Source organism: Pseudooceanicola nitratireducens (genome assembly GCF_900109195.1).
Taxonomy (GTDB): domain Bacteria; phylum Pseudomonadota; class Alphaproteobacteria; order Rhodobacterales; family Rhodobacteraceae; genus Pseudooceanicola; species Pseudooceanicola nitratireducens.
This window is the reverse complement of the sequence record NZ_FNZG01000003.1, coordinates 325,251-348,503: the sequence shown is the minus strand read 5'-3', so window position 1 is coordinate 348,503 and position 23,253 is coordinate 325,251. Positions and strand designations below refer to the sequence as shown.

Here is a 23,253-nt window from a genome sequence, read left to right as displayed (position 1 = left end):
TCACCCGGCCAGGGCAAGCTCGGGCAGGGGCGGGGTCAGGGTTTCGGCAAAGTGGCAGGCGACCTTGTGATCCTTGCCCATCTTCCGAAGCTCGGGCTTTTCGGCACGGCAGCGGTCCTGGGCAAAGGGGCAGCGCCCGGCAAAGCGGCAGCCCTTGGGCGGATTGATGGGCGAGGGCGGTTCGCCTGTGACGGTGAACCTTTCGCGGCCCCGGTCCCGGTCGTCGGGCGACAGGGCGGCGGCCATCAGCGACCAGGTGTAGGGGTGCTTTGCATTGGCAAAGATTTCCTCGACCGGGCCGGTTTCGACGAATTGACCCAGGTACATCACCGCGACATGGGTGCAGATGTTCTGCACCACGGCCAGGTCGTGCGAGATGAAGATGTAGGTCAGCTGCTTTTCCTGCCGCAGACGTTTCAGCAGGTTAAGGATCTGGGCCTGGATCGCCACGTCCAGCGCGCTGACCGGTTCGTCGCAGACCACCAGCTGGGGTTCGGTCACCATGGCGCGCGCGATGCACAGCCGCTGCCGTTGCCCGCCCGAGAACTGGTGCGGGAACAGGCGCTTGGCGTCGGGGTGCAGGCCGACGGCGCGGAACAGCTCGTCCACGCGGGCCTCGCGTTCTTCCCGGGTGCCGATCCCCATCAGGTCCAGCGGTTCGCGCACTGCCTTGCCCGCCCGCAGACGGGGGTTCAGCGACGAAAACGGATCCTGGAACACCATCTGGATGTCCTTGCGCGCCAGGCGCAGGGGTTCGCCGGTCAGGCCCGACAGGCTGTGGCGGCCGACGGACATCGAACCCGAGACCGGATCGACCAGCCGGGTCAGCGCCTGTGCGGTGGTCGATTTGCCCGACCCAGACTCTCCGACGATGCCAAAGCTTGCGCCCCGGGCCACCTTGAAGGTCACGCCATCCACGGCGCGCACCACGTTGCCGTTGGCCAGGGGGAAATGCACCTTGAGGTCCTGGACGTCGACAAGATTGCCGTGCGGGGTGTCGCGCTGGCTGCCTGTATCGGCGGCGGTGCCGGTCAGGGGGGCTGCGGTCGTTGCGGGTGCGGGGGTCATGCAAAGGCCTCCTCTTTCGCGTGCCAGCACAGGGCCGCGTGGGCGTCGTTCAGGGCCACCTTGGGCGGGGCGTCATGGGTACAGCGTGCATCGGCCAGGGCGCAGCGCGGGGCAAAGCGGCAGGCCTTGGGGAACCGGCCAAGCGGCGGCACCATGCCCGGGATCTCGCCCAGGGCCCCGGCATCGGGTTCGCGCGCCTGCGCCCCCAGCTTGAGCCGCGGGGTGCAGGACATCAGCCCACGGGTATAGGGATGCGCGGGGGTGTCGAGGATCTGCGCCACCGGCCCCGTCTCGATCGAGCGTCCGGCGTAGAAGACCGCGACCTCGTCCGCCATCTCGGCCACGGCACCCAGGTCATGGGTGATCAGCATGATGGCGGTTTCGGTGTCCATCTGAAGGTCGCGCAGCAGGCGGAAGATCTGGGCCTGCACGGTGACGTCCAGCGCGGTTGTCGGTTCGTCCGCGATGATGACCTTGGGGCGGCAGGCCAGGGCGATGGCGATCATCACCCGCTGGCGCATCCCGCCCGAAAGCTCGTGCGGGTAGGCCGCCAGCCGCGCCTCGGGAGAGGGGATCTGGACGGCGCGCAGCATCTCAAGCGCGATGTCGCGGGCCTCGGCCCTGGATTTCTGCTGGTGCAGTTCCACGACCTCGGCGATCTGGCGTTCCACGGTCAGAAGCGGGTTCAGCGATGTCATCGGCTCCTGGAAGATCATCGAGATCGCGTTGCCGCGCAATTGCCGCAGGCGGGACGGTTTGACGGTGGTCATCTCTTCGCCGGCCAGCTGGATCGACCCGCCCGCGACGCGGAAGCGGTCGGGCAGAAGGCCCATGGTGGCCAGCGCGGTCATCGACTTGCCGCAGCCGGATTCCCCCACGACGCCAAGGGTTTTGCCGGGGTAAAGGTCCAGCGACACGCCGTCGATGACCTTGTGCACGGCGGATCCGGTGTCGACTTCGACGACCAGGTCGCGAACGGAAAGGATCGGGTCCATCAGCGTCTCCTTAGTTTGGGGTTGAGCGCATCGTTGATGCCGTCACCGACAAGGCTGATGCCCAGCACGGTGATGAAGATGGCGATGCCGGGAAGGGTCACGGTCCACCAGGCATCCAGCAGGTAGTTGCGGTTCTGACCGATGATCAGGCCCCAGCTCATCACGTTGGGATCGCCCAGGCCCAGAAAGGACAGACCGGCCTCGAAAAGGATCGCGGATCCGACGGCCAGGCCGGCGGCGACGATCAGCGGCGGCAGCGCGGCGGGCAGGATCACCGCAAAGATCAGATAGCTGTTCTTGGCGCCTGCGGTGCGGGCGGCGTTGACATAGTCGAGCTTGCGGATGCGCATGAACTCGGCCCGGGCCAGGCGCGCGGTCTGAGGCCAGCTGACGATGCCGATCGCGATGATGATGGTCAGCAGCTTGGCCCCGAAGATCGACACCAGCAGCATGGCCAGCAGCAGGGCGGGCAGGATCTGGAAGAATTCCGTCACCTTCATCAGCGCGGCGTCGATGAAGCCGCCGAAGTAGCCCGCGAAGGACCCGATCAGGATGCCGATCACGACCGAGATCAGCGCCGAGGACGCCCCCACGGCCAGCGTGGCCTTCCCGCCCGAGATGATGCCGGCAAGGATGTCGCGCCCGATGTAGTCGGTGCCAAGCGGTGCATACTCTCCGCCAGGCGCGGCAAAGGGCATGTCGACCATCTCGTAGGGGTTCAGCGGGTAGATCACCGGCCCCAGGAAGGTCAGGGCAAAGACCAGGGCCAGAAGCACAAGGCCCAGGATCGCGGATTGGTTGCGGGCAAAGGCGCGGACGAACTCGGTCGCGGGATGCGCGGGGGTGATCGCGGCTTCGTCCGGGATGGACGCGGCCTTGGCGGGTTTGGACATGGCTGAGGTCGGCTCCATGGCGGTCTGTGTCATTGGGCGGCCTTTTGCGGGCTGGGGGCTTTCTTCTTGCGGCTGCCGATGCGCGGATCGATCCGGGCATAGGCCAGGTCGGTCAGCAGGTTGGCGACCACGACGATCACGGCCGAGAAGAAGAGAATGCCGAGAAGGGTGGGATAGTCGCGGCGCAGGATGGATTCGAAGGCCAGTCGGCCCAGTCCCGGCCAGTTGAAGACGGTCTCGACCAGCACGGCACCGGCCAGAAGCTGACCCATCTGCAGGCCCAGCATGGTGACCACGGGGATCAGCCCGTTGCGCAGCGCATGGCCATAGGTCACCTGGCGTTCCGACAGGCCCTTGGCGCGGGCGGTGCGGATGTAATCCGCGCCCAGCACGTCCAGCATCGAGGCGCGCGCCAGCCGCGAATAAAGTGCAATGTAGATCGAGGCCAGCGTGACGGTCGGCAGCACAAGGTGGTGCAGCACGTCCAGCACGTATTCGACCGGCCCTTCCACGCCGCGCACGCTGACCATGCCCGACACCGGGAACATCGGGATGATCGAGGAAAACAGGATCAGCAGCATCAGCCCGGTCCAGAAGACCGGCGCGGAATAGCCGGCAAGCGAGAAGATGGTGACAAAGTGGCTGAGCAGGCCCTTGGGCCGCTTGGCCGAGAAGATGCCAAGCACCGTGCCGATCACCACCGCCACCGAAACCGAACTGATCATCAGAAGGATCGTGGCCGGCAGGCGTTGCAGGATCAGCGTCAGCACCGGCTGGCTGTAGTAGATCGAATAGCCGAAGTCGCCGGTGACGATCTTGCCCAGGTAGATGCCAAGCTGCACGATCACCGGCTTGTCGAGCCCGTAGTCGGCCCGCAGCTGGGCGATCAGCTCGTCCGAGGCACCGCCCATCTCGCCGACGATCACCTCGACCGGGTCGCCCGGTGCGAACTGGATCAGCAGGAAGTTCAGGGCCACCACGGCAAACAGCAGGCCCACGACCGAGGCGAGTTTCATCAGGAAGGATTTCATTGCGGACACCTTGTGGGGTCTTGGGTCCCGCGCGGCCGAAGGGAAAGCCGCGCGGGACGGGCGGGGGTTATGTCCGGTTCACTTTGCCTAGATCACTGGGACCAGATCGCTCTGTCCAGATCACCGGGGCACGATCACCGGAACCGGGTCACTCGGGCATGCTCACGTCAAGCCAGGGCGACGCGGGCCCCCAGATGCCGGTCGGGATGCCGTCCATGCCGTCCTTGTAGGCCAGCGAATAAGGCATCTCCGACAGGTAGAGGATCGGGGCATCGGCCACGACGATCTGCTGGAATTCCTTGTACAGCTCGGCCCGTTTGGCGGTGTCGGTCTCGACCGCGGCGGCGGCCAGAAGCTCGTCCACACGGGCGTTGGAATATTGCTGGGTATTGGACCAGATCACGCCCGGCCGGATGTTCGAGCTGACATAGGTGCGGTTCACGCCGATCACCGGGTCGCCCCAGTTGAAGACCAGATCCTGCGTCACGTCGAAATCATAAGACGAGATGCGTTTGGCCCAGGTCGGGAAATCCGGAGAGGTGCGGACCTCGACCTCGACACCGATCTGCTTCAGCTGAGACCGCAGGTATTCCACCAGGTTGCGGCCGGTTTCGACGCCCCCGGGGATATAGTCGATGGTCATGGTGAAACGGGTGCCGTCGCCATCCGGGGCCAGCCCGGCCTCGTCCAGCAGGGCCTTGGCCTTTTCCAGGTCGAAGGCATATTGTTCGACGTCCGTGGTGGCCAGGGGAGAGGTCATGGTGATCGGCCCGGTGGCGTCATCGGCAAAGCCGCCCATGATGCGTTTCAGGTAGAAATCCTTGTTGATCGCATAGCCAAGCGCCTGGCGGACCTTCGGGTCGTCGAAGGGGGCCTTCTTGGTGTTGAAGGCCAGCCAGTTGATCGCGCCGATTGCCTCTCCGCCCTTGGTCGCGACGGATACGCCGTCGGTGCCGTCCAGGCGTTCGATGTCCCGCACGCCGGTCAGATAAGGCAGCATGTCGATGTCGCCGCGTTCCATCGCCATGACCAGGTTGGCGGTGTCGCCGAAGATCTGCACGATGATCTCGTCCAGCTTGGGCTGGCCGTCGATGAAGAAGTCGGCGTTCTTCTCAAGCTTGAAGTATTCGCCCTGCTTGTATTCGACGAACTTGAACGGGCCCGAGCCGACGGGGTTCAGGTTGGCGGGGTTTTCCTGGATGTTGCCTTCGCCATAGATGTGCTTGGGGATGATCGGCATCAGCGCCGGGCTCATCGCCAGCATCAGGGCGGGGTGGGGGTGTTCAAGCTTGATGACGGCGGTGGTGGCATCCGGGGTCTCGACCGTGGTGACCGGGGCCAGCATGGTCTTGAAGGGGTGGTTTTCCTTGATCGTCATGATCGAAAACGCCACGTCTTCGGATGTCAGCGGCGTGCCGTCATGGAAGGTCGCGTTGTCGACCAGGTTCAGCGTGACGGTCAGCCCGTCGGCCGAGGTTTCCCAGCTTTTCGCCAGGTAGGGGATCGGGTCCCAGCTGTCGGAATACATCAAGGGCGAGGCGAAGATCTGGGTCGAGGGCATGGCGGTGGCGATGCCCGACTGGATCGCGCCGTTGAAGTGACGCGGGACCTGGGTCGAACCGACCAGCAGCGATTGCTGGGCCAGGGCCGAGCTGGCCATGAGCGTCAGTCCGGTTGCAGCCCCAAGGGCGAATTTGCGGAAGTGTTTCATTGTCGTTCCCTGTTTTGGTCTTGGTTGTTGGTTTGGTTGTCTTGGAAGGGGATCAGATGAAGGCCGCGACCCCCTTTAATCCCGTGGCCACGGCCGTCAGGGCCAGCAGCGCGATGGCGGCGGTGCGATAGGTGCCTTCGCCCATCCGGGCAAAGGCGCGCCCGCCAATCCAGGTGCCCAGCAGCAGCGCCGGAAAGGCGCTGGCGGCCAGAAGGGTGGTGTCGGTATCCAGGCGGTCCGCCAGGATCAGCCCGGGCAGCGCCATCAGCGAGGTGAGGAAGAAAAACACCATCAAAGAGGCGCGGGTGGTCACCGCAGGCGCGGCGCGGCCCAGGAAATAGGCGATGGCCGGCGGGCCGGGCATCGCCGCAAGCCCCGAGAACAGCCCCGACAGAACTCCGGCCCCAAGGGCGGGGCCTCGGCCCGGGGCCAGTTCGACCCGGGCGATTAGCGCGATCAGCCCGGCCCCGACGACCAACGCCAGCACCACCCGCATGGCATCCGCCGACAGCTGGGTCAGCGCCAGGATGCCAAGCGGCGTGCCCAGCAGCGCGCCAATGGACAAAAGCCCAAGCGCATTGCGGTCCAGCAGGGCGCGCATCGTCACCACGTCGCGCAGCCCGACCAGGCATTGCAGCACGATGGCGATGCAGACGGCCCGCGCCGGAGAGACCACGAAGCTCATCGCCGGGACGGCGGCCAGGGCAAATCCAAAGCCCGTCAGCCCCCGCAGGACCGCAGCCCCGAAGACCGCCGCGCTTATGACCAGCGCCAGCATCATGCGTCGAAGGACATCACGATGGTCTTCTTGCGGGTGAAATGCTCGACCATCGCCTCGAGAGAGGCTTCCTTGCCCAGCCCCGACCGGCCGAAGCCGCCGTAGGAGACATTGGGCTGGATCGTCAGGTTCTGGTTCACCTGCACATAGCCGGCCTCGAGCCGCGCGGTGGCATCAAGCGCGGTGGCGATATTCGTCGTCCAGACCGTTGCGGCCAGCCCATAGCGGCTGTCGTTGGCGCGGGCGATGACATCGTCATAGTCGGTCCAGCTTTGAACCACGGCGACGGGGCCGAAGATTTCATCGGTGACGCATGGGTGATCCTCGGGCAGGCCGGCGATCAGCGTCGGCTGCATGAACAGATCGGGCGACAGGGCGGGATCCGTGGGCAGCGCGCCGCTGCGGATGACCTGCGCGCCCTCGGTCTCTTCGGCCAGGGCGACAAAGCGGTCGATTGTGGCCTTCTGGCGGGCCGAGATGATCGTGCCCACATCCGTGGCCTCGTCCAGGGGATCGCCGATCACCAGGGTCGACAGTTCTTCCCCGATGCGGGCCATGAAAGCTTCCATCAGATCGGCGTGGACGTAGATTCGGCTGGCGGCAGTGCAGCTTTGGCCCTGCCGGGTAAAGCGCATGCCCGAAATCGCCCCGGCAACGACCCGATCAAGGTTGGCATCGGCACAGACGATCATCGGGGATTTGCCGCCCAGTTCCAGGCTGACGGGCACGATGCGCTTGGCCCCGGCGGCATAGACGATTTCCCCGGCGGCTTCGGACCCGGTGAAGGTGATCTTGGCCACGTCCGGATGGGCGGTCAGCGCCGCGCCGCATTCAATGCCGGTGCCGCAGACGACGTTCAGCACGCCTTCGGGCAGGAAACCGGCGACGATCTCGGCGGCCTGGAGGGTGGCAAAGGGGGCCTCTTCCGAGGCTTTGACCACCACCGTGTTGCCGGCGACCAGGGCCGGGGCGATCTTGAGCATCATCAGGACCAGCGGCACGTTCCAGGGCAGGATCGCCGCCACCACGCCAAGCGGTTCGCGGGTGGTCATGGTCAGCATGCGGGGATTGTAGGGCACGGTTTCGCCCTTCAGCTCGGATCCCAGGCCGCCGTAGAATTCCAGCAGGTCGGCGGCGACGGTCAGCTCACCCCGGCATTCGGTGCGCAGGGCCTTGCCGGTCTCCATCGCGAGAAGGCGGGCGATCGTCTCGGCCTCGGCCCCAAGGGCGCGCCCGGCGGCGGCGACACGTTTGCCTCGGTCGCGGGCAGGCAGGTCGGCCCAGCCCCGGAAGGCGGCCCTGGCGGCGGCCACGGCGGCATCGGTTTCGGCGGCATCCGCGGCGGCGGCGCGACCCAGGGTTTTGCCGGTGGCGGGGTTGGTGACGGCCAGCGTCGCGGCCGAGGTTTTGCGCGCGCCGCCGATCAGGTTCACGCCGTCATAGGCCTTCAGGGCGGCCTCGGGGGTCAGGGAAATCGTGGTATGTTCCATCATGGTCTCATCTTCTGTGCTGCGCTGCGGCATGGCTTGGGCCAGCGCTGCGCTTTGAATGGGTCCAGCGTCAGCTGGCTGAAAACGCTTGGGTTTTCAGGGATTCGGCGATCGTGAAATCGGGGTCCGAGGCGATCGACACCAGGCGGGTCAGGCGCGGGGCGTCGGGGGCGGGCACCAGGCTCCAGCGGCCGGCGACATATTGCAGAAGCATCACCTCGGGCTCTTCGCTTAGCAGCACCCAGCCCTTCAGCCGCAGGACCGACTGGGGCAGGGCCTGAAGCATGGCTTCCAGCGTCTCGACCGGGATCGGCGTGTCGCTTTCAAAGCGGTCGCGGCCATAGATCGAACCGTGGTCGGTGTCGTCCTCCAGCGGGCCGGCGGCAAAGATCGCGTGGCTTGTGGCGGTCAGCAGATCAAGCGGCAGATCGGCCTCGACCGTTTCGATCACCCGGCGCCCGGGAGCGAGCCGGCGCAGGATGTCATGCGCCTTGGTCAGCGCATCGGGGCGGGCCGCATCGGCGTGGTTCAGAACGATCAGGTCGGCCCCGTCGAACTGCCGCGCCACCGTGTCCCCGATCAGCGGATCGCGGATCTGCCGGTCAAGCGCCGTGGCATTGGCCAGGGTCACGATCATGTCCAGCCGCAGCGCCGGATCGAGCAGGGCGAATTCGGCAATGCGCCGGGGTTCGCCGACGCCGCTGGCCTCGATCAGGATGGTTTCGGGGTTGGTCTTCAGCGCGGATTTGATCGCCGGACCAACGCCTTCGGCCATCGAACAGCAGATGCAGCCGCCCGACAGTTCAAAGGTCAGGTCGTCGCCGGCCTTGACCAGATCGAAGTCGACGTTGATCTCTCCGAAGTCATTGACCAGGACGGCGGTCCGCGCGGGCGAAGCCGCTAGAATGCGGTTCACCAGCGTCGTCTTGCCCGACCCCAGGAACCCGCCGATCACCGTGACGGGGATGCTCATGCGGGTTCCACCTGCGACGGGGTGCCGCGAATGGCGCTGATCTGCGGCTGGCCGGACAGGACGGTGCCAAGCACCTTGATGTCCTTCAGGGCTTCGCCGCCGACCTCAAGCGGGTCACGATCCAGCACGGCGAAATCGGCGAATTTCCCGACCTCGATCGAGCCGACAAGATGATCCAGCTTCAGCTGCCAGGCCGCCCCGAGGGTGATGGCATATAGCGCGTCCTCGACGCTGATCTTCTCGGCCTCGCCCAGGACACGGCCGGTTGCGGTCAGGCGGTTCACGGCGCACCAGGCGGTGAACAGCGGCGATAGCGGGGTCACCGGCACGTCGGAATGGATCGCCAGCTTGACCCCTTCGCGCAGGGCCGTGGCGCAGGCGTCCATGCGGTTGGCGCGGTCGGGGCCCATGGTCAGCGCATAGTGCTGATCGCCCCAGTAATAGATGTGGTTGGCAAAGAGGTTGGCGCAGACGCCAAGCGCGGCGGCCTTGCGGAACTGGGCGGCGTCGGCCATCTGGCAATGCTGCAGCGTGTGGCGGTGATCCGCATGGGGGTGTTCGTTCAGCGCCTCTTCCAGGCAGTCCAGCACGAATTCCGATGCCTGGTCGCCGTTCACATGCAGGTGCATCTGGATGCCTTCGGCGTTGTAGGCCTTGATCAGGTCCTTCAGCTGTTGCGGCGGGTTGTTCCAGATGCCGTTCGGCGCGCCGTTGTGATAGCCGGGCCACTTCAGCCGGGCGGTGAACCCCTGGATCGAGCCGTCGGTCATCACTTTGACCAACCCCAGGTGCAGCTTGTCGTTGCCGCGGTCCTTCAGCATCTTGATGCGCTCAAGCCCCGTGGGCACATCCCACATCAGCGATCCGAAGGCGGGCACGATGCGCACCTGGAAATCGGGCTCTTCCGTCACCGTTTCATAGGCGGCAAGGGCGTCGTCATCCATGCGCTGGTGCAGGTCGGTGCAGGTGGTGACGCCGGCGTTGACGCTGGACTGGGCAAAGGCGCGCAGAGTGTCGGCATTGGTTTCGCGCAGGTGCATGCCGGCCCCGGTGGCGTTCATCGCCATGAACATCGCCGCCATTTCCTGAAGCTCGCCGGTGACATCGCCCGAGGCATCCTTCAGCACGCCCTCGACCCCGGTTTCGCCGAACATGTTGGCCATCTCCAGCACCTTGGAGTTGACGTTCATGATGTGGAACGAGGCATGGGTGATCACGATCGGCCGCGTGGTCGACACGCTGTCCAGCTGATGCCGGGTCATGCGCTGGTTGTCGTAGTAGATCGGATCATAGCCCCAGGCGATCAGCGGGGTGTCGGGGTCGTCCATCTCGGCATCGGCCTGGGCAAGGCGCTCCAGCACCTGGTCGATGGTCTTCAGCCCGCCCTCCAGTTCACCGGTCGGAGCGTGGCGCTGGAAGAAGCCCAGGAAAAGGTCGCGCCAGACGCCGCCTTCCATGGCGTGGCCGTGGGCTTCGACAAAGCCGGGCATCAGCACGCTGTCGGCATAGCGGTCGTCGACGGTCAGATCCGGCCAGAACCCCATCCAGTCGGTCAGATCCGTGGCGGTGCCGACGGCCAGGACCTTGCCCTCTTTCACGGCCACATGGGTGGCCTTGGGCGTGTTGTGGTTCATCGTGCGGATGGTCTTGGCACGGAAGACGGTGACGGGGGTGGTCATGCGGCGAATCCAGATGTCGTTTCGGGTCGCCGTCAGCCTAGGATCGGGGGTGCGCGGGCCGATAGGTCCACAGGTGCGCCGTGACTTGGTCCAGCCCTACCGGACCTCTTTCGCGGCCTCGCCCAACAGTCTAAGTCCTTCTGATACCTTGCTTTCCTCGATGTAAGAAATGCCCAACCGCAGGAAACGCCCTGCCTGATTTTCAGGCACGAAGGGGTCGCCGTCCTCGGCCAGGACACCGCGCCTGCGGGCGGCCACATGCAGTTTGCGGGCGTCCAGCCCGGGCGGGCATTCCAGCCAGACGGACGACCCGCCGCTGTTCCGGGACCGGCGGAAATCAGGCAGGTGGCGGTTACATCCCGCGACGACCTGGTCAAAGCGGTTGGCCAGGGCCGCGCGCAGCTGTTTCAGCAGCGCCAGGTAGTGCCCCTCGGCCAGGAAGATCGCCGCCGTGCGCTGGTTGTTCAGCGGCGCCGACCGGTGGATCAGACGCCGCAGCCAGCGGGCTTCCTCGATTAGGGCGGCGTCAGCCACCATGAACCCGATGCGCACCCCGGGGGCGAGAACCTTGGACAGGGTGCCCAGGTAGACGACCCGCCCGTCGGTATCCATCGACTTCAGCGTGGTCTGATCGCCGGAAAAGGCCGTTTCGCCTTCGTAGTCGTCCTCGATCAGGATCGTGCCGTCGCGGGCGGCCCGGTCCAGGATCGCGCGCCGCCGTGACACGGGCATCGAGATCATCGTCGGGCAATGGTGCACCGGCGTCAGGATCGCCACGTCCAGCGGGCCCGCATGATCGAACCGTGCGCCGTCGTCATCCACGGGCATGTCGACGATCTGCGCGCCCTCGGCGGCAAAGATGTTGCGGCTGTCGGGATAGCCCGGCGTTTCCACACCGACGCGGGTGTCGGCACGGGCCAGAAGGCGGGCCATCAGGAAGAACCCTTCTTGAGAGCCGAGGGTGATCAGGATCTCTTCGTCGCGGGCATAGATGCCCCGTTGCGGCAGGATCTGGGTGCGGATCTGTTCGATCAGCTGCGGGTCGTCTTCCACGGCGCGGTCTGCGGTCCACCAGTCGATGGCGGCGCGGCCCAGGGCGTCGCGGGAACAGGCCCGCCAGGTGTTGATCGGGAAAAGGCGCGGATCCACCTGGCCATAGACGAAGGGGTAGGGGAAATCCTGCCAGTTCGAGGGCTTGTGGATATGGCGCAGGGTCGAGGGGCGCTGCTTGAGGCAGGCGGCCCAGTCGACCGAGGACACCGGGGCCGGTGTGACCTCGGGTTCGGGGGCGACATCGGCCATGACGAAATGGCCCCGGCGCGGCACGCTTTCCAGATAGCCGCGCGCCACCAGTTCGTCATAGACGGCGGTGACGGTATTGCGCGCGATGCCCAGCTGTTCGGCCAGCTGGCGCGACGGCAAAAGCCGCTGTCCCGGCGTCATCTGGCCGGAATGGATGGCGTCGATGACGGACCGGCGCAGCTGGCCCTGGATCGTGTCACCGGTCTGTTTGTTGAGGTCGATCAGCATTTTTTCACCTGGTCGGGGTCCTTAGCCGTATTGCCGCGCAGCGCCGCGCCCGGGTCAATCGGGGCGCTGCGGAAAACCCAGCGGCGCGCGGGGCGAATGCGGGGTTGCGCCCAAGTTTTGGGCTTGCCCGATCGGCGCTGGCCCAATGTGTTCCCCGGTGCTGGACCTGTCCCCGGCGGGATGTCCCGGGCTTTGTCGGATCGAAGCTAACGGAGATTTGCCATGCTCGACAATGATATCAGCAAGGTGGTCCAGGCGGACCGCGCCCATGTCTGGCACCACCTGTTCCAGCACAGGGCGCTGGACAGCAAGGACCCCCGCGTCATCGTCGAGGGCAATGGCCTGAAGGTCTGGGACCAGAACGGCCGCGAATTCCTGGATGCCGTGTCCGGCGGGGTCTGGACGGTGAACGTGGGCTATGGCCGGGAAAACATCGCCGATGCGGTGCGCGATCAGCTGGTCAGGATGAACTATTTTGCAGGTGCGGCCGGGTCGATCCCCGGCGCGATCTTTGCCGAGAAGCTGATCGAGAAGATGCCGGGCATGTCCCGCGTCTACTATACCAACAGCGGGTCCGAGGCGAACGAGAAGGCCTTCAAGATGGTCCGCCAGATCGCCCACAAGCGTTATGGCGGCAAGAAGCACAAGATCCTGTTCCGCGAACGCGACTACCACGGCACCACCATCGGCACGCTGTCCGCCGGCGGCCAACCCGAGCGCGTGGCGCAATACGGCCCCCTTGCGCCCGGCTTTGTCGAGGTGCCGCATTGCCTGGAATACCGCGCCCAGTGGGATGATGCCGATTACGGCCGCCGCGCGGCGGATGCCATCGAAGAGGTCATCCTGCGCGAAGGCCCCGAAACCGTTGGTGCGCTGTGCCTTGAGCCGATCACCGCAGGTGGCGGCGTCATCACGCCCCCCGAAGGGTACTGGCCCCGCGTGCAGGAGATCTGCCGCAAGTACGACGTGCTGCTGCATATCGACGAAGTCGTCTGCGGTGTCGGTCGCACCGGCACCTGGTTCGGCTATCAGCACTACGGGATCGAGCCGGATTTCGTCACCATGGCCAAGGGCGTGGCCTCGGGCTATGCGGCGATTGCCTGCTGTGTCACGACCGAAGCGGTCTTCGATCTGTTCCGCAGCGATGCCGAGGATCCGATGGACCATTTCCGCGACATCTCGACTTTCGGGGGCTGCACGGCGGGGCCGGCGGCGGCCATCGTCAACATGGAGATCATCGAACAGGAGAACCTGCTGGAGAATTGCACGCAGATGGGCGCGCGGATGATGGCGCATCTCGAGGCGATGAAGATCCGGCACCCGATCGTCGGGGACGTGCGCGGCAAGGGGCTGTTCCTTGGGGCGGAACTGGTGTCGGACCGCGCCACCAAGGCACCGCTGGACGAAAAGCTGGTGGCGCGGGTCGTGGCGGAATGCGACGCGCGGGGCGTGATCCTTGGGATGACAAACCGGTCGCTGCCGGGGCTGAACAACACGATCTGCCTGTCGCCCGCGTTGACTGTCACCGCGGAAGAGATCGACCAGATCGCAGAGGTTCTGGATCAGGCATTGGCCGTGGTCGGGGGGCTGGCTGCCGAAACGGCTGCCTGACTTACGGTGTAAATATCAGGTGGTGCGGGCGACCGCGCCGCCACCAATCCGGCCCAGTTCCTCGGCCAGGTCGCCGCACAGCTCTTGCATCCGTTGCGGATCCTTCTGGCGCTGCGCCTGGATCTTCAACCCGAAGATATAGGTCTGGATGCGCCGGGCCAGCCGGTCCGGGTCACAGCTGTCGCGCAGTTCGCCCAGCTGCGCCGACCTCTTCAGCGCCGCCGCGATCAGCGCCTCGACCCGGTCAAGGTGGTCGGTGATGAAGTCGCGCAGCTCACCATCCTGCGGCAGTTCCAACAGGGATTTCACCAACATGCAGGCGGTCGAGGGGCGGTCACAGGGCGTCAGGTCCGCCAGGCTCAGCAGGTGCGATTGCAGCGCCTTCAGGGGCGCGGGGCTTTGCATCACCAGCCGGGTCAGGTCGGCCTCCATCCGGGCGGAATAGCGGTCCAGCGTTTCGCGGAACAGCTGTTCCTTGCTGTGGAAGGCGGCATAGATCGACCCGGGCCGCATCGAGAGCGTCTGTTCAAGATCCTTCATCGACGTGGCGTGATAGCCCTTGGTCCAGAACAGCCGCATCGCGGCGTCCAGCGCATCGTTCCGATCATATGTTGCAGCACGGGCCATGGGCCGACGATACCTCGTTGCGGCGGGGCAGAACAGGGTCATCACGATTAGTTGTTGAGTGATCGCTCAAGTTGGTTGTTGAGCGATCGTTCAAGAATGTGCAGATTGGGGGTCACAACTTCAAAGCCTGCCTGAAGGAGCATGCCATGACCAAGTTCGAACGCCTTGACGAAACCACCGCATCCGAGGCCGCGCTGCCGCTGATCGCCAAATCCAAGGCCGCTTTCGGCCGTCTGCCGGGGTTGCACGCGGTGATGGCCGGGGCCCCGGCGCTGCTAGAAGGGTACCAGGTGCTGCACGGGCTTTTCGCCAACGGCACCTCGTTCGACGCGGATGAAAAGACCGTGGTCTGGCAGGCCATCAACGTCGCGCATGAGTGCCACTATTGCGTGCCGGCCCACACCGGGATCGCCAAGGCGATGAAGGTGGACGACGCGATTTCCGACGCGCTGCGCGACGAAACCCCGCTGCCGACGCCCAAGCTCGAGGCGCTGCGGACCTTCACCCTGGTCATGCTGGAAAGCCGTGGCCGTCCAAGCGAGGCCGAGATGCAGGCCTTCTTCGATGCGGGTTATGGCGAACAGCAGGTGCTCGAGGTGATCCTGGGGCTCGCCCAGAAGGTCATGAGCAATTACACCAACCATATCGCCGACACCCCGGTGGATCCGGTGATGCAGAAATTCGCCTGGACGCCCAAGTCCGCGCGCTGACCCGGGCCGCCCCTTACCCGATGCGGGCCGTGGGTCCGGCGGATGCGCCGGACCCGGTGGTGCGGGCGACCATGGGCGGGCTAGATTGGTAGGGCCTCAAGAAACGGGTACGCCCCGCACCAGGATCGGAACCACAAATGACCCCATCCCCCGGACGCACGGCCAGCCTTGTCCTGCTGCTGATCGCAGAATTCGGGGCGATGGCGCTTTGGTTCACCTCGTCCGCCGTCCTGCCCGAGCTGACCCGGCTGGGCGGGCTAAGCGCCTGGCAGCAGGGGGTTCTGTCCATGGGGGTGCAGATCGGATTCGTGCTGGGGGCGGTGGCGCTGGCAGTGCATGGCACGGCCGACCGTTATGATCCCCGGCGGGTCTTTGCACTTTCTGCCTTGGTGGCGGCGCTGGCCAACCTGACGCTGATCTGGACCGTGCCGGGCGGGGCGGCGCAGATCCTGGGGCGGATCGTCACCGGGGCCTGCCTGGCCGGGGTCTACCCGGTCGGCATGAAAATCGCCGTCGGCTGGACGCTGCGGCGGCGCGGGCTGGTCGTCGGGCTTCTGATCGCAGCGCTGGCATTCGGGTCGGCGGCCCCGCATGGGCTGGCGCTGATCGGCGGGGCGGATTGGCGCGTGACCGTGGTGCTGGCCAGCCTGATGGCGCTGGCGGGCAGCGGTCTGATCCTTCTGACGGGGCTTGGGCCGCATCACGCCCGCGCGCCCCGGTTCCGGCCCGCCGCCCTGCTGCTGATCTGGCAGCTGAAGCCGGTGCGCTATGCCACGCTTGGCTACCTTGGCCACATGTGGGAGCTCTATGCCTTCTGGGCCTGGATCGGCACGGCGCTTACCCTGTCGCTGGCCCAGTCCGGCCATCCCGACCCCGAGGGGCTGGCGCGGCTGGTGACCTTCCTGACGATCTCTGCCGGGGCGGCGCTGTGCATTCCGGCGGGCGCGCTTGCCGACCGCATCGGCAAGGCGCGGGTGGCGGGCGGGGCACTGGCGCTGAGCGGGACGATGGCGCTGGCCTCGGCCCTGGCCTTTGGCGGGCCGCCCGGGGTGATGGTGACGCTTGTCCTGCTGTGGGGGATGTTCGTGGTGCCGGATTCGGCCCAGTTCTCGGCCCTGGTGGCCGATGGCGCGCCGCCCGAATGGGCGGGCAGCCTGATCACCCTGCAGACGGCGCTAGGCTTTCTTCTGACAACCTTCACGATCCAGGTGACGCCGGTTCTGGCACAGGCCTTCGGCTGGCCCTGGACGCTGGCCCTGTTCGGGATCGGGCCACTGTTCGGCGTGGCCGCGATGCGTCGGCTGATCCTCCTGGCCCGGGATTAGGGCCAGGAGAGAAGGGGCCGGATCAGGCGCGCGCGGCGCGGCGACGGCGCAGTGTCTTGACCACGGGCCAGAGGATCACCAGCAGCGTCGCGATCGCCAGCCCGGCCGAGATCGGGCGGGTCAGCAGGTCGGTCGCGTCGCCACGGCTAATCAGCAGGGCGCGGCGCACGCTTTGTTCGGCCATCGGACCCAGGATCATGCCCAGGATGATCGGAGCCAGGGGCACGTTGACCTTTTCCAGCAGGTAGCCCGCGATACCGGCCCCCAGCATGACCCACAGGTCCACCGGGCGGCCATTGATGACGTAGACGCCCACGCACATCAGGATCAGGATCGAGGGCACCAGAAGCACGCCGGGCAGGCGCTGGAACTGGGCAAAGACACGGGTGGCCACGGCCCCACCCAGGGCGAAGATCAGCACCGAGGTCAGCAGCATCTCGACCATGAAACCGCCGACCAGGACGGGGTTCTGGTGGAACAGCTGCGGCCCGGGCTGCAGCCCGTGGATTGTCAGCGCCGACAGCACCAGCGCCGCGACCACGTTGCCGGGGATGCCAAGCGACAGCGCCGGGATCATCGAGGCCGCGTTGTCGGCGTTGTTGCCGCATTCCGCCGCCGCGACGCCCTGCGGGTTACCCTTGCCGAAGCTCTCGGGATCGGAGGAGGCGTTCTTGGCCGCGTTGTAGCTGAGGAAGGCGGCGATGTTGCCACCGGCACCCGGCAGGATGCCGACACCGATGCCGATCCCCGAGGCGCGCAGCCAGGTCGGGATCAGGCCGCGCAGCTCACCGGGTTTGAAGGGCGCATCGGCCAGCTTCAGCTGCGCTGCTGACAGCCCGCGCAGATCGGCCTTTTCCGCCAGTTGCAGCACCGGGGGCAGGGCATAGAGCCCGACCAGCACCACGATCAGGTCCAGCCCGCCCAGCATCCAGGTCTGGCCAAAGGTGAACCGGGCCTGGCCGGACAGGTTGTCGATCCCCATGGTGCCGATCAGCAGGCCCAGCACGGCGGCCATGATGCCCTTGACCGGGTCCGATCCGACCATCACCCCGACCGAGGCCATGCCGAAGATGGCGATCCAGAAGTATTCCGCCGGGCCGAAGAACAGCGTCAGCCGGGCCAGCAGCGGGCCCATGGTCATCAGGGCCACGGCGCTTGCGATGCCGCCCACGGCCGAGGACCAGCAGGCGATCTTCAGCGCCTTGGACGCCTCGCCCTTGTCGGCCATGGGAAAGCCGTCGAAGGTCGTCGCGATCGAGGCCGGGGTGCCGGGGATGCGCAGCAGGATCGCCGGGATCGCGCCGCCGTACATCGACCCGTTGTAGATGCCCGCGACCATGGCCAGGGCCACAAGCGGATCCATCGAATAGGTCAGCGGCAGCAGCAAGGCGATGGCCATCACGGGGTTCAGCCCGGGCAGGGCACCGATGAAGACGCCCAGCAGGGTCGATCCGGTCATCGCGCTCAGCGGGCCAAGCGTCAGGACATGTCCGAGGGCGGTGGTGAAGAATTCCATGTCAGGCTCCTGCGCCGAGGATGGACAGGATCGCCTCTCGGGGGAGCGGCTTTTCAAGCAGCACCGAGAAGACGAGGTAGATCAGCGCCATGAAGACCAGCGCCACGATCAGCGCATAGCCCAGCCGACGGAAGCCTAGGGCCAGGGGCAGCGCCAGCATCAGCAGCACCGAGGCGGTGTAGAAGCCAAGCGGCACCACAAGCGCCACGTAGGCCGTTGCGATCAGGGCGGTGGTGAAGAAATGGCCGGGCGCGTCGATCAGCCTTCGGGCCTCGGTCCGGCCGGAACGCGCGGCCTTGATCGAAACGGTCCCGCCGAACAGCGCAAGGATCACGCCAAGCACCATTGGATAGGTGCCGCTGGCCCCGGAATAGCCCCGTGCCATCCAGGCCGCGGCGATGCCGATGCCGACAAAGATCAGCCCAAGGGCGATGTCCTGACGTTTTTCCATGTGACTGCCTTTCGTCTGGGCCCACCTTGCAGGCCTTGATCAAGGGCCCCGCACCGGGGCCCGATCTGGGGCAGGGGCCGGCGATCCGGCCTTTGCCCATGTGCGTGACGGTGTCCGGCCCGAAAGCCGGACACCTGGTGCCGGGGATCAGAGCCCGAGGCGTTTGGACACTTCTGCCAGGGCGTCGTATTCGGACTGCAGCCGGTCCCCAAGTGCGTCGCCCTTGACCACGTTCGGCACTTCGCCCTTGGTGGCCAGGAATTCGACATAGCTGGGGTCGTTCACGGCCTCGTCGATGACGGCGGCCAGTTTCTCGACGATGGCGGGATCCAGGTCTTTCGGACCCAGGATGGCACGCCACAGCAGGGTTTCCTTGTCACCCAGGCCCAGGCTTTCCAGGCCCGAGGCATCGGGCAGCGCGGGCACGTCGGCGGCCGAGGTCACCAGCAGGCACTTTGCCTCGCCGGTTTCGACATAGGGCAGCACGGTCGAGATCGAGCCGCCGTAGATGTCGACGTGGTTGCCCAGGAAGTTCTGCAGCGTCTCGCCGGCGCCGCCGAAGGGGATGGCGATGGCGTCGATTTCCTTGGCCTGGAAGATCCGCTCGGCGGCCAGCTGCATGGTGCCGCCGATGCCGTCGTTGCCATAGGTGTACTTGCCGGGGTTCGCGGCCAGTTCAGCCAGGAACTCTTCGCCGGTCGCGGCGGGGAAATCGGCCTTCACGCACAGCGTGTAGGCGGTTTCCGATGTCGAGGCGATCGGGGTGAAGCTGTCCAGCGAATAGGCGACGTTCTGGACCTGCGGCACCGTGGTGATCGGGCTGTTCCAGGTGGCGAACAGCGAATAGCCGTCGGGCTTGGCCTGCATGAACTGCGATGCGCCAACGGACCCGCCGCCGCCGCCGACGTTCAGGATCGCGATCGAGGTGCCCAGCTTCTCTTCCAGCAGGATCGCCAGCTTGCGGGCCGAGGTGTCGGTGCCGCCGCCAGCCCCGGCGGGGATGGTCAGTTCGATGGCGCGCTCGGGGTATTCCGCCAGCGCCGGTGCGGCCAGTGCAACAAGTGCGCTCATGCCGAGAATGGTTGCCTTCAGTTTCATGGGCTCTCTCCCTTCAGGTAAGTCGAATTTGGTCGGATGATCAGTTGATTTCGCTGCGGTAGCGGAAGCCGGCGGCGCTGCCGCTGGCGATACGCCATTCCACTGCGGTGCCTTCGATGTCGAAGGCGGTGCGCCGGATGACCGCAAGCGGGTCGCCGGGATTGATGTGCAGCTGCGCCGCGACGGGGGGCGAGGCCCGGTCAAACGACACCTCGTCGGTGGCGCGTTTCACCAGGGTGCCGAATTTCTCGAAATAGACCGGGTACAGCAGTGGGCCAAAGGCGGTGTCGGGCAGGGTTTCGAACCCCGGAAAGCGGTTGCGCGGGATGTAAATTTCCTCGAACAGGACGGGCTGTTCGGTCAGGCAGCGCAGGCGGCTGATCTGGATGACGTCCGCGGTGCCAAGCGCGGCTTCGGCCTCGGCCGGGGCGGTGGTGGGGGTGCGGCGCAGCATGCGGCTTTGCGGGATCGACACCGGCGCGCCGTCGCTGTCGCGCATCGGGAAGAACCGGAACAGGCTGGCGTTGAAGGAGGGGGCGCGCACGAAGGTGCCTGACCCCTGGCGGCGTTCCAGCAGGCCTTCGCCAACCAGGCCGTCCACGGCCTTGCGCACCGTCCCGACGGACACGTCGAATTCGCGCGCCAGTCGCGCCTCAGAGGGAATCGGGGTTTCGGGGGTCCAGTCGCCGCGCGCAATGCGGGCCGTCAGCGTGTCGCGCAGCCTGGCATAGGCGGGCAGCCGCGTGTCGATCGTCGCGAATTCGGTGTTCATCGTCGTCCTCCCTTAAGCTGGCGTAAACCAGATTGACCCATTCAGTCAACTGGTCATATATATGAATTAAGCAGGGAGGCCCCATGATCCACTTCGACACTCACGCGCATGTCTATGAAAAGCTGACCGCCGTTCCTGGCGCCCGCTATGTGCCCAAGTGCCCGGCTCCGTTGGAGAAATGGCTGGCGCACCAGGGGCAGTGCGGGCTGCGCGGCGGGGTGATCGTGCAGGTGAGCTTCCTGGGGACGGATAATTCCGAACTCTGCTCTGCGCTGGCGAAACTGGATCGCGCGCGCTTTGCCGGAGTGGCGGTGGTGCCGCTGGATGTCTCGGACCGGGCGCTGGACGATCTGGTGGCGGCCGGCGTGCGTGGCCTGCGCTGGAACCTGGTGCGGGGCGCGGTCATCCCCGATGTCACCGCGCCCGAGACGCAGGCGTTTCTGGCCCGCCTGCGCGATCGCGACCTGCATCTTGAACTGCATCTTGAAGGGCCACGCCTGGCCCCGGTTCTGCCGGTGCTGGTGGATCAGGGTGTCAAGATCGTCGTGGATCATTTCGGTCTGCCCTCGGATCCCGATGCCACGGCCGACCCGATGATGCAGGCGGTCGCGGGTCTGGCCGACCGCAGCGGGCTGTTCTTCAAGTTCGCAGCGCATTACCGGACGCCTTTCGACCTTGCCCCCCATGCCGTCCGGCTGCTGACCCTTCTGCCCGAGGGGCAGGTGGTCTGGGGCAGCGACTGGCCGCATACGCAGCACGAGGCGCACACCGGCTATGGCGATGTCTGGGCAAAATCCTCTGCCTGGTCAGGGTTTTGCGACCGCCAGGCGGTGCAGAGTCTGTACGGAATCGGCTAGGCAGCCGGGCAGGGGCGAACATCTTGCCCGGGGCTTCTTGACCTGGGCCGGGTGTTGTGAAATATCCCACGGCACTGCGGCGCGGGTATGGTGTAATGGTAGCGCCCTAGCCTTCCAAGCTAGTCGTGCGGGTTCGATTCCCGCTACCCGCTCCAAGTTCCGCAGTTTCCCTGATATTCGATCTTTCCGCGCCCGGGCAGGGTGGTTGGTGCTGTCCTGTGCCGCGACCATGGTCGCAGGCCCGCGACACCCCGCCGCCTTTGGTTCGGGTTGACCCGCATCCCCCTTTGCCGTCATGAAGCGCAGGCCCGCGTCGCGCGGCAGACCCAAGCCAAAGGAGCCGCCATGGCGCGTCAGCCAAGTCTTGCCCCCGGTGCCGATGAGCGCGAAAAGAGCCGCCGTGTCGGGGTCCTGGCCGAGCTGTGGCCCTATCTGCGCCCCTATCGGCCCATGCTTGTTGCCGCCTTCCTGGCGCTGGTCCTGACGGCCGGTGTGTCGCTGATCCTGCCGCTGGCGGTGCGCCGCGTCGTGGACAATTTCGGCGGCGATGCCAGCGGGCTACTGGACCAGTACTTCGGGGCCGCCATCGGTTTTGCCGGGCTTCTCGCCCTGGGGACGGGGCTGCGCTATGCGCTGGTGACCCGCCTGGGCGAGCGTGTCGTGGCCGACATCCGCATGGCCGTCTTTGGCCGCGTCATCCAGATGTCGCCCGCCTTCTTCGAACGCACCATGACCGGAGAGGTGCTGAGCCGGATCACCACCGACACCACGCTGATCCAGTCGGTCATCGGGTCGTCAATCTCGGTTGCATTGCGCAACGTGCTGATCTTCCTGGGCGGGCTGGTGCTGATGCTGTTCACCTCGGCCAAGCTGACGGGGCTGGTGCTGCTGATCGTGCCGGTGGTCATCGTGCCGATCCTGACCCTGGGCCGCAAGCTGCGGGTGCTGAGCCGCGAGAACCAGGATTGGATCGCCGCCTCCTCCGGCAATGCCTCCGAGGCGCTGTTGTCGGTGCAGACCGTGCAGGCCTTCACCCATGAAGGCCGGTCGCGGGCGGCCTTTGACCGGGTGACCGAACAAAGTTTCGACGCCGCCAAGCGCCGCATCACCGCGCGGGCCGTGATGACCGTGATCGTGATCTTCCTGATCTTTTCGGGCATTGTCGGGGTGCTGTGGATCGGCGCGCATGACGTGCGCCGTGGCGACATGAGCACCGGGGCGCTGGTGCAATTCGTGATCTACGCCGTCATGGTCGCCGGATCCGTCGCCGCCCTGTCCGAGATCTGGGGCGAATTGCAGCGCGCCGCCGGGGCCACCGAACGCCTTGTCGAACTGCTGCAGGTCGAAGACGCGGTGAAGGATCCCGCCACACCCGCCGCCCTGCCGGGCACCGTGCGCGGAGAGATCCTGTTCGACGATGTGACCTTCCACTATCCCTCGCGCCCCGGCGTGGCCGCGCTGGATCAGGTGACCTTGTCGGTGAAGCCCGGGGAAACCGTGGCGCTGGTCGGGCCTTCGGGGGCGGGGAAATCCACCATCATCCAGATGCTGCTGCGGTTCTACGATCCCGAACAGGGCCGCGTGCTGCTGGACGGGCAGGACCTGCGCGAACTGGCGCGGGGGGATTTCCGCCGCTCGGTCGCGCTTGTGCCGCAGGATCCGGTGATCTTCGCCGCTTCGGCGCGGGACAACATCCGCTTTGGCTGGCCCGATGCCACGGATGCGGCGGTCGAGGCCGCCGCCCGGGCCGCCGCCGCGCATGACTTCATCACCGCGCTGCCCGAAGGCTATGACAGCCCGCTTGGCGAACGCGGCGTGATGCTGTCGGGCGGCCAGAAACAGCGCATCGCCATCGCCCGCGCCATCCTGCGCGACGCGCCGGTGCTGCTGCTGGACGAAGCGACCAGCGCGCTGGATGCCGAAAGCGAACGGCTGGTGCAGCAGGCGGTGGAAACCGTCGCCAAAGGCCGCACCACCATCGTGATCGCGCACCGCCTGGCCACGGTGAAACAGGCCGACCGGATCGTCGTCATGGACGAAGGGCGCATCGTCGCCCAGGGCCGTCACGAGGACCTGGTGGCGCAGGAAGGTCTTTACGCACGGCTGGCGAGATTGCAGTTTACCTGAAGCGGACCCGG

Annotated in this window: 20 protein-coding genes and 1 tRNA gene; 6 read left to right on the top strand and 15 right to left on the bottom strand. The window is 66.3% G+C overall.

Features of this window, described 5'->3' with window-relative positions; genetic code table 11:
• The 10 genes from BMX99_RS12315 to pdxR all read right to left on the bottom strand — a co-directional run bounded on the left by BMX99_RS12315 (position 1) and on the right by pdxR (position 12,148).
• Entirely contained in the window at positions 1-1,068 is a 1,068-nt protein-coding gene (locus BMX99_RS12315) for an ABC transporter ATP-binding protein (protein ID WP_093452161.1), read from the bottom strand.
• The gene (locus tag BMX99_RS12310) at positions 1,065-2,063 is read right to left on the bottom strand and encodes an ABC transporter ATP-binding protein (protein WP_093452158.1); all 999 of its coding nucleotides are present in this window, start codon (positions 2,061-2,063) and stop codon (positions 1,065-1,067) included. Before BMX99_RS12310 ends, BMX99_RS12315 begins: the two co-directional genes overlap by 4 nt.
• Complete coding sequence (locus BMX99_RS12305) at positions 2,063-2,989, bottom strand: ABC transporter permease (RefSeq protein WP_093452156.1); 927 nt, start codon at positions 2,987-2,989, stop codon at positions 2,063-2,065. Before BMX99_RS12305 ends, BMX99_RS12310 begins: the two co-directional genes overlap by 1 nt.
• A complete protein-coding gene (locus BMX99_RS12300; protein WP_093452154.1) occupies positions 2,986-3,987 on the bottom strand; it encodes an ABC transporter permease in 1,002 nt (333 codons plus the stop codon). Before BMX99_RS12300 ends, BMX99_RS12305 begins: the two co-directional genes overlap by 4 nt.
• A gap of 148 nt (positions 3,988-4,135) precedes the next feature.
• Positions 4,136-5,698 carry an ABC transporter substrate-binding protein gene (locus BMX99_RS12295; RefSeq protein WP_093452152.1) on the bottom strand — a complete coding sequence of 521 codons (1,563 nt, stop codon included), beginning with the start codon at positions 5,696-5,698 and terminating at the stop codon, positions 4,136-4,138.
• Positions 5,699-5,750: 52 nt separating this feature from the next.
• Positions 5,751-6,479, bottom strand: a complete 729-nt coding sequence (locus tag BMX99_RS12290) for a sulfite exporter TauE/SafE family protein (RefSeq protein ID WP_093452150.1) — start codon at positions 6,477-6,479, stop codon at positions 5,751-5,753.
• Positions 6,476-7,969 (bottom strand): aldehyde dehydrogenase family protein, encoded by a 1,494-nt coding sequence (locus BMX99_RS12285; protein WP_093452148.1) that lies wholly within the window; start codon positions 7,967-7,969, stop codon positions 6,476-6,478. Before BMX99_RS12285 ends, BMX99_RS12290 begins: the two co-directional genes overlap by 4 nt.
• Positions 7,970-8,036: 67 nt before the next feature.
• Positions 8,037-8,939 carry a CobW family GTP-binding protein gene (locus BMX99_RS12280; protein WP_093452145.1) on the bottom strand — a complete coding sequence of 301 codons (903 nt, stop codon included), beginning with the start codon at positions 8,937-8,939 and terminating at the stop codon, positions 8,037-8,039.
• Positions 8,936-10,618 carry an amidohydrolase gene (locus tag BMX99_RS12275; protein WP_093452143.1) on the bottom strand — a complete coding sequence of 561 codons (1,683 nt, stop codon included), beginning with the start codon at positions 10,616-10,618 and terminating at the stop codon, positions 8,936-8,938. The genes BMX99_RS12280 and BMX99_RS12275 overlap by 4 nt, the downstream gene beginning before the upstream one ends.
• 96 nt (positions 10,619-10,714) lie before the next feature.
• Positions 10,715-12,148, bottom strand: a complete 1,434-nt coding sequence (pdxR, locus tag BMX99_RS12270) for a MocR-like pyridoxine biosynthesis transcription factor PdxR (protein WP_093452140.1) — start codon at positions 12,146-12,148, stop codon at positions 10,715-10,717.
• A 222-nt stretch (positions 12,149-12,370) separates the two neighbouring features.
• Here pdxR and BMX99_RS12265 point away from each other — a divergent pair, with 222 nt between their 5' ends.
• Entirely contained in the window at positions 12,371-13,759 is a 1,389-nt protein-coding gene (locus tag BMX99_RS12265; protein WP_093452137.1) for an aminotransferase family protein, read from the top strand.
• 15 nt (positions 13,760-13,774) lie between these two features.
• On the opposite strand, the gene BMX99_RS12260 is transcribed toward BMX99_RS12265, so the two are convergent.
• Positions 13,775-14,428, bottom strand: a complete 654-nt coding sequence (locus tag BMX99_RS12260; RefSeq protein ID WP_244525542.1) for a TetR/AcrR family transcriptional regulator — start codon at positions 14,426-14,428, stop codon at positions 13,775-13,777.
• A 104-nt stretch (positions 14,429-14,532) separates the two neighbouring features.
• On the opposite strand from BMX99_RS12260, the gene BMX99_RS12255 reads away from it, so the two are divergent.
• Positions 14,533-15,096: a carboxymuconolactone decarboxylase family protein gene (locus BMX99_RS12255; RefSeq protein ID WP_093452132.1), complete on the top strand. Its 564-nt coding sequence runs from the start codon at positions 14,533-14,535 to the stop codon at positions 15,094-15,096.
• 137 nt (positions 15,097-15,233) lie between these two features.
• Positions 15,234-16,421 carry an MFS transporter gene (locus tag BMX99_RS12250; protein WP_093452129.1) on the top strand — a complete coding sequence of 396 codons (1,188 nt, stop codon included), beginning with the start codon at positions 15,234-15,236 and terminating at the stop codon, positions 16,419-16,421.
• 22 nt (positions 16,422-16,443) lie between these two features.
• On the opposite strand, the gene BMX99_RS12245 is transcribed toward BMX99_RS12250, so the two are convergent.
• The 4 genes from BMX99_RS12245 to BMX99_RS12230 form a co-directional block, all read right to left on the bottom strand.
• Positions 16,444-17,937 (bottom strand): tripartite tricarboxylate transporter permease, encoded by a 1,494-nt coding sequence (locus BMX99_RS12245; protein WP_093452126.1) that lies wholly within the window; start codon positions 17,935-17,937, stop codon positions 16,444-16,446.
• A gap of 1 nt (position 17,938) precedes the next feature.
• Positions 17,939-18,388: a tripartite tricarboxylate transporter TctB family protein gene (locus tag BMX99_RS12240; RefSeq protein ID WP_093452123.1), complete on the bottom strand. Its 450-nt coding sequence runs from the start codon at positions 18,386-18,388 to the stop codon at positions 17,939-17,941.
• Positions 18,389-18,535: 147 nt separating this feature from the next.
• Positions 18,536-19,486: a tripartite tricarboxylate transporter substrate binding protein gene (locus tag BMX99_RS12235; RefSeq protein ID WP_093452120.1), complete on the bottom strand. Its 951-nt coding sequence runs from the start codon at positions 19,484-19,486 to the stop codon at positions 18,536-18,538.
• A gap of 40 nt (positions 19,487-19,526) precedes the next feature.
• A complete protein-coding gene (locus BMX99_RS12230) occupies positions 19,527-20,258 on the bottom strand; it encodes a GntR family transcriptional regulator (protein ID WP_093452117.1) in 732 nt (243 codons plus the stop codon).
• A gap of 83 nt (positions 20,259-20,341) precedes the next feature.
• On the opposite strand from BMX99_RS12230, the gene BMX99_RS12225 reads away from it, so the two are divergent.
• From BMX99_RS12225 to BMX99_RS12215, 3 genes are all read left to right on the top strand, one after another.
• Positions 20,342-21,115, top strand: a complete 774-nt coding sequence (locus tag BMX99_RS12225; RefSeq protein WP_093452114.1) for an amidohydrolase family protein — start codon at positions 20,342-20,344, stop codon at positions 21,113-21,115.
• An 81-nt stretch (positions 21,116-21,196) separates the two neighbouring features.
• Positions 21,197-21,270, top strand: a tRNA-Gly gene (locus BMX99_RS12220).
• Positions 21,271-21,460: 190 nt separating this feature from the next.
• Positions 21,461-23,242 carry an ABC transporter transmembrane domain-containing protein gene (locus tag BMX99_RS12215; RefSeq protein ID WP_093452111.1) on the top strand — a complete coding sequence of 594 codons (1,782 nt, stop codon included), beginning with the start codon at positions 21,461-21,463 and terminating at the stop codon, positions 23,240-23,242.
• Positions 23,243-23,253 lie beyond the last annotated feature (11 nt).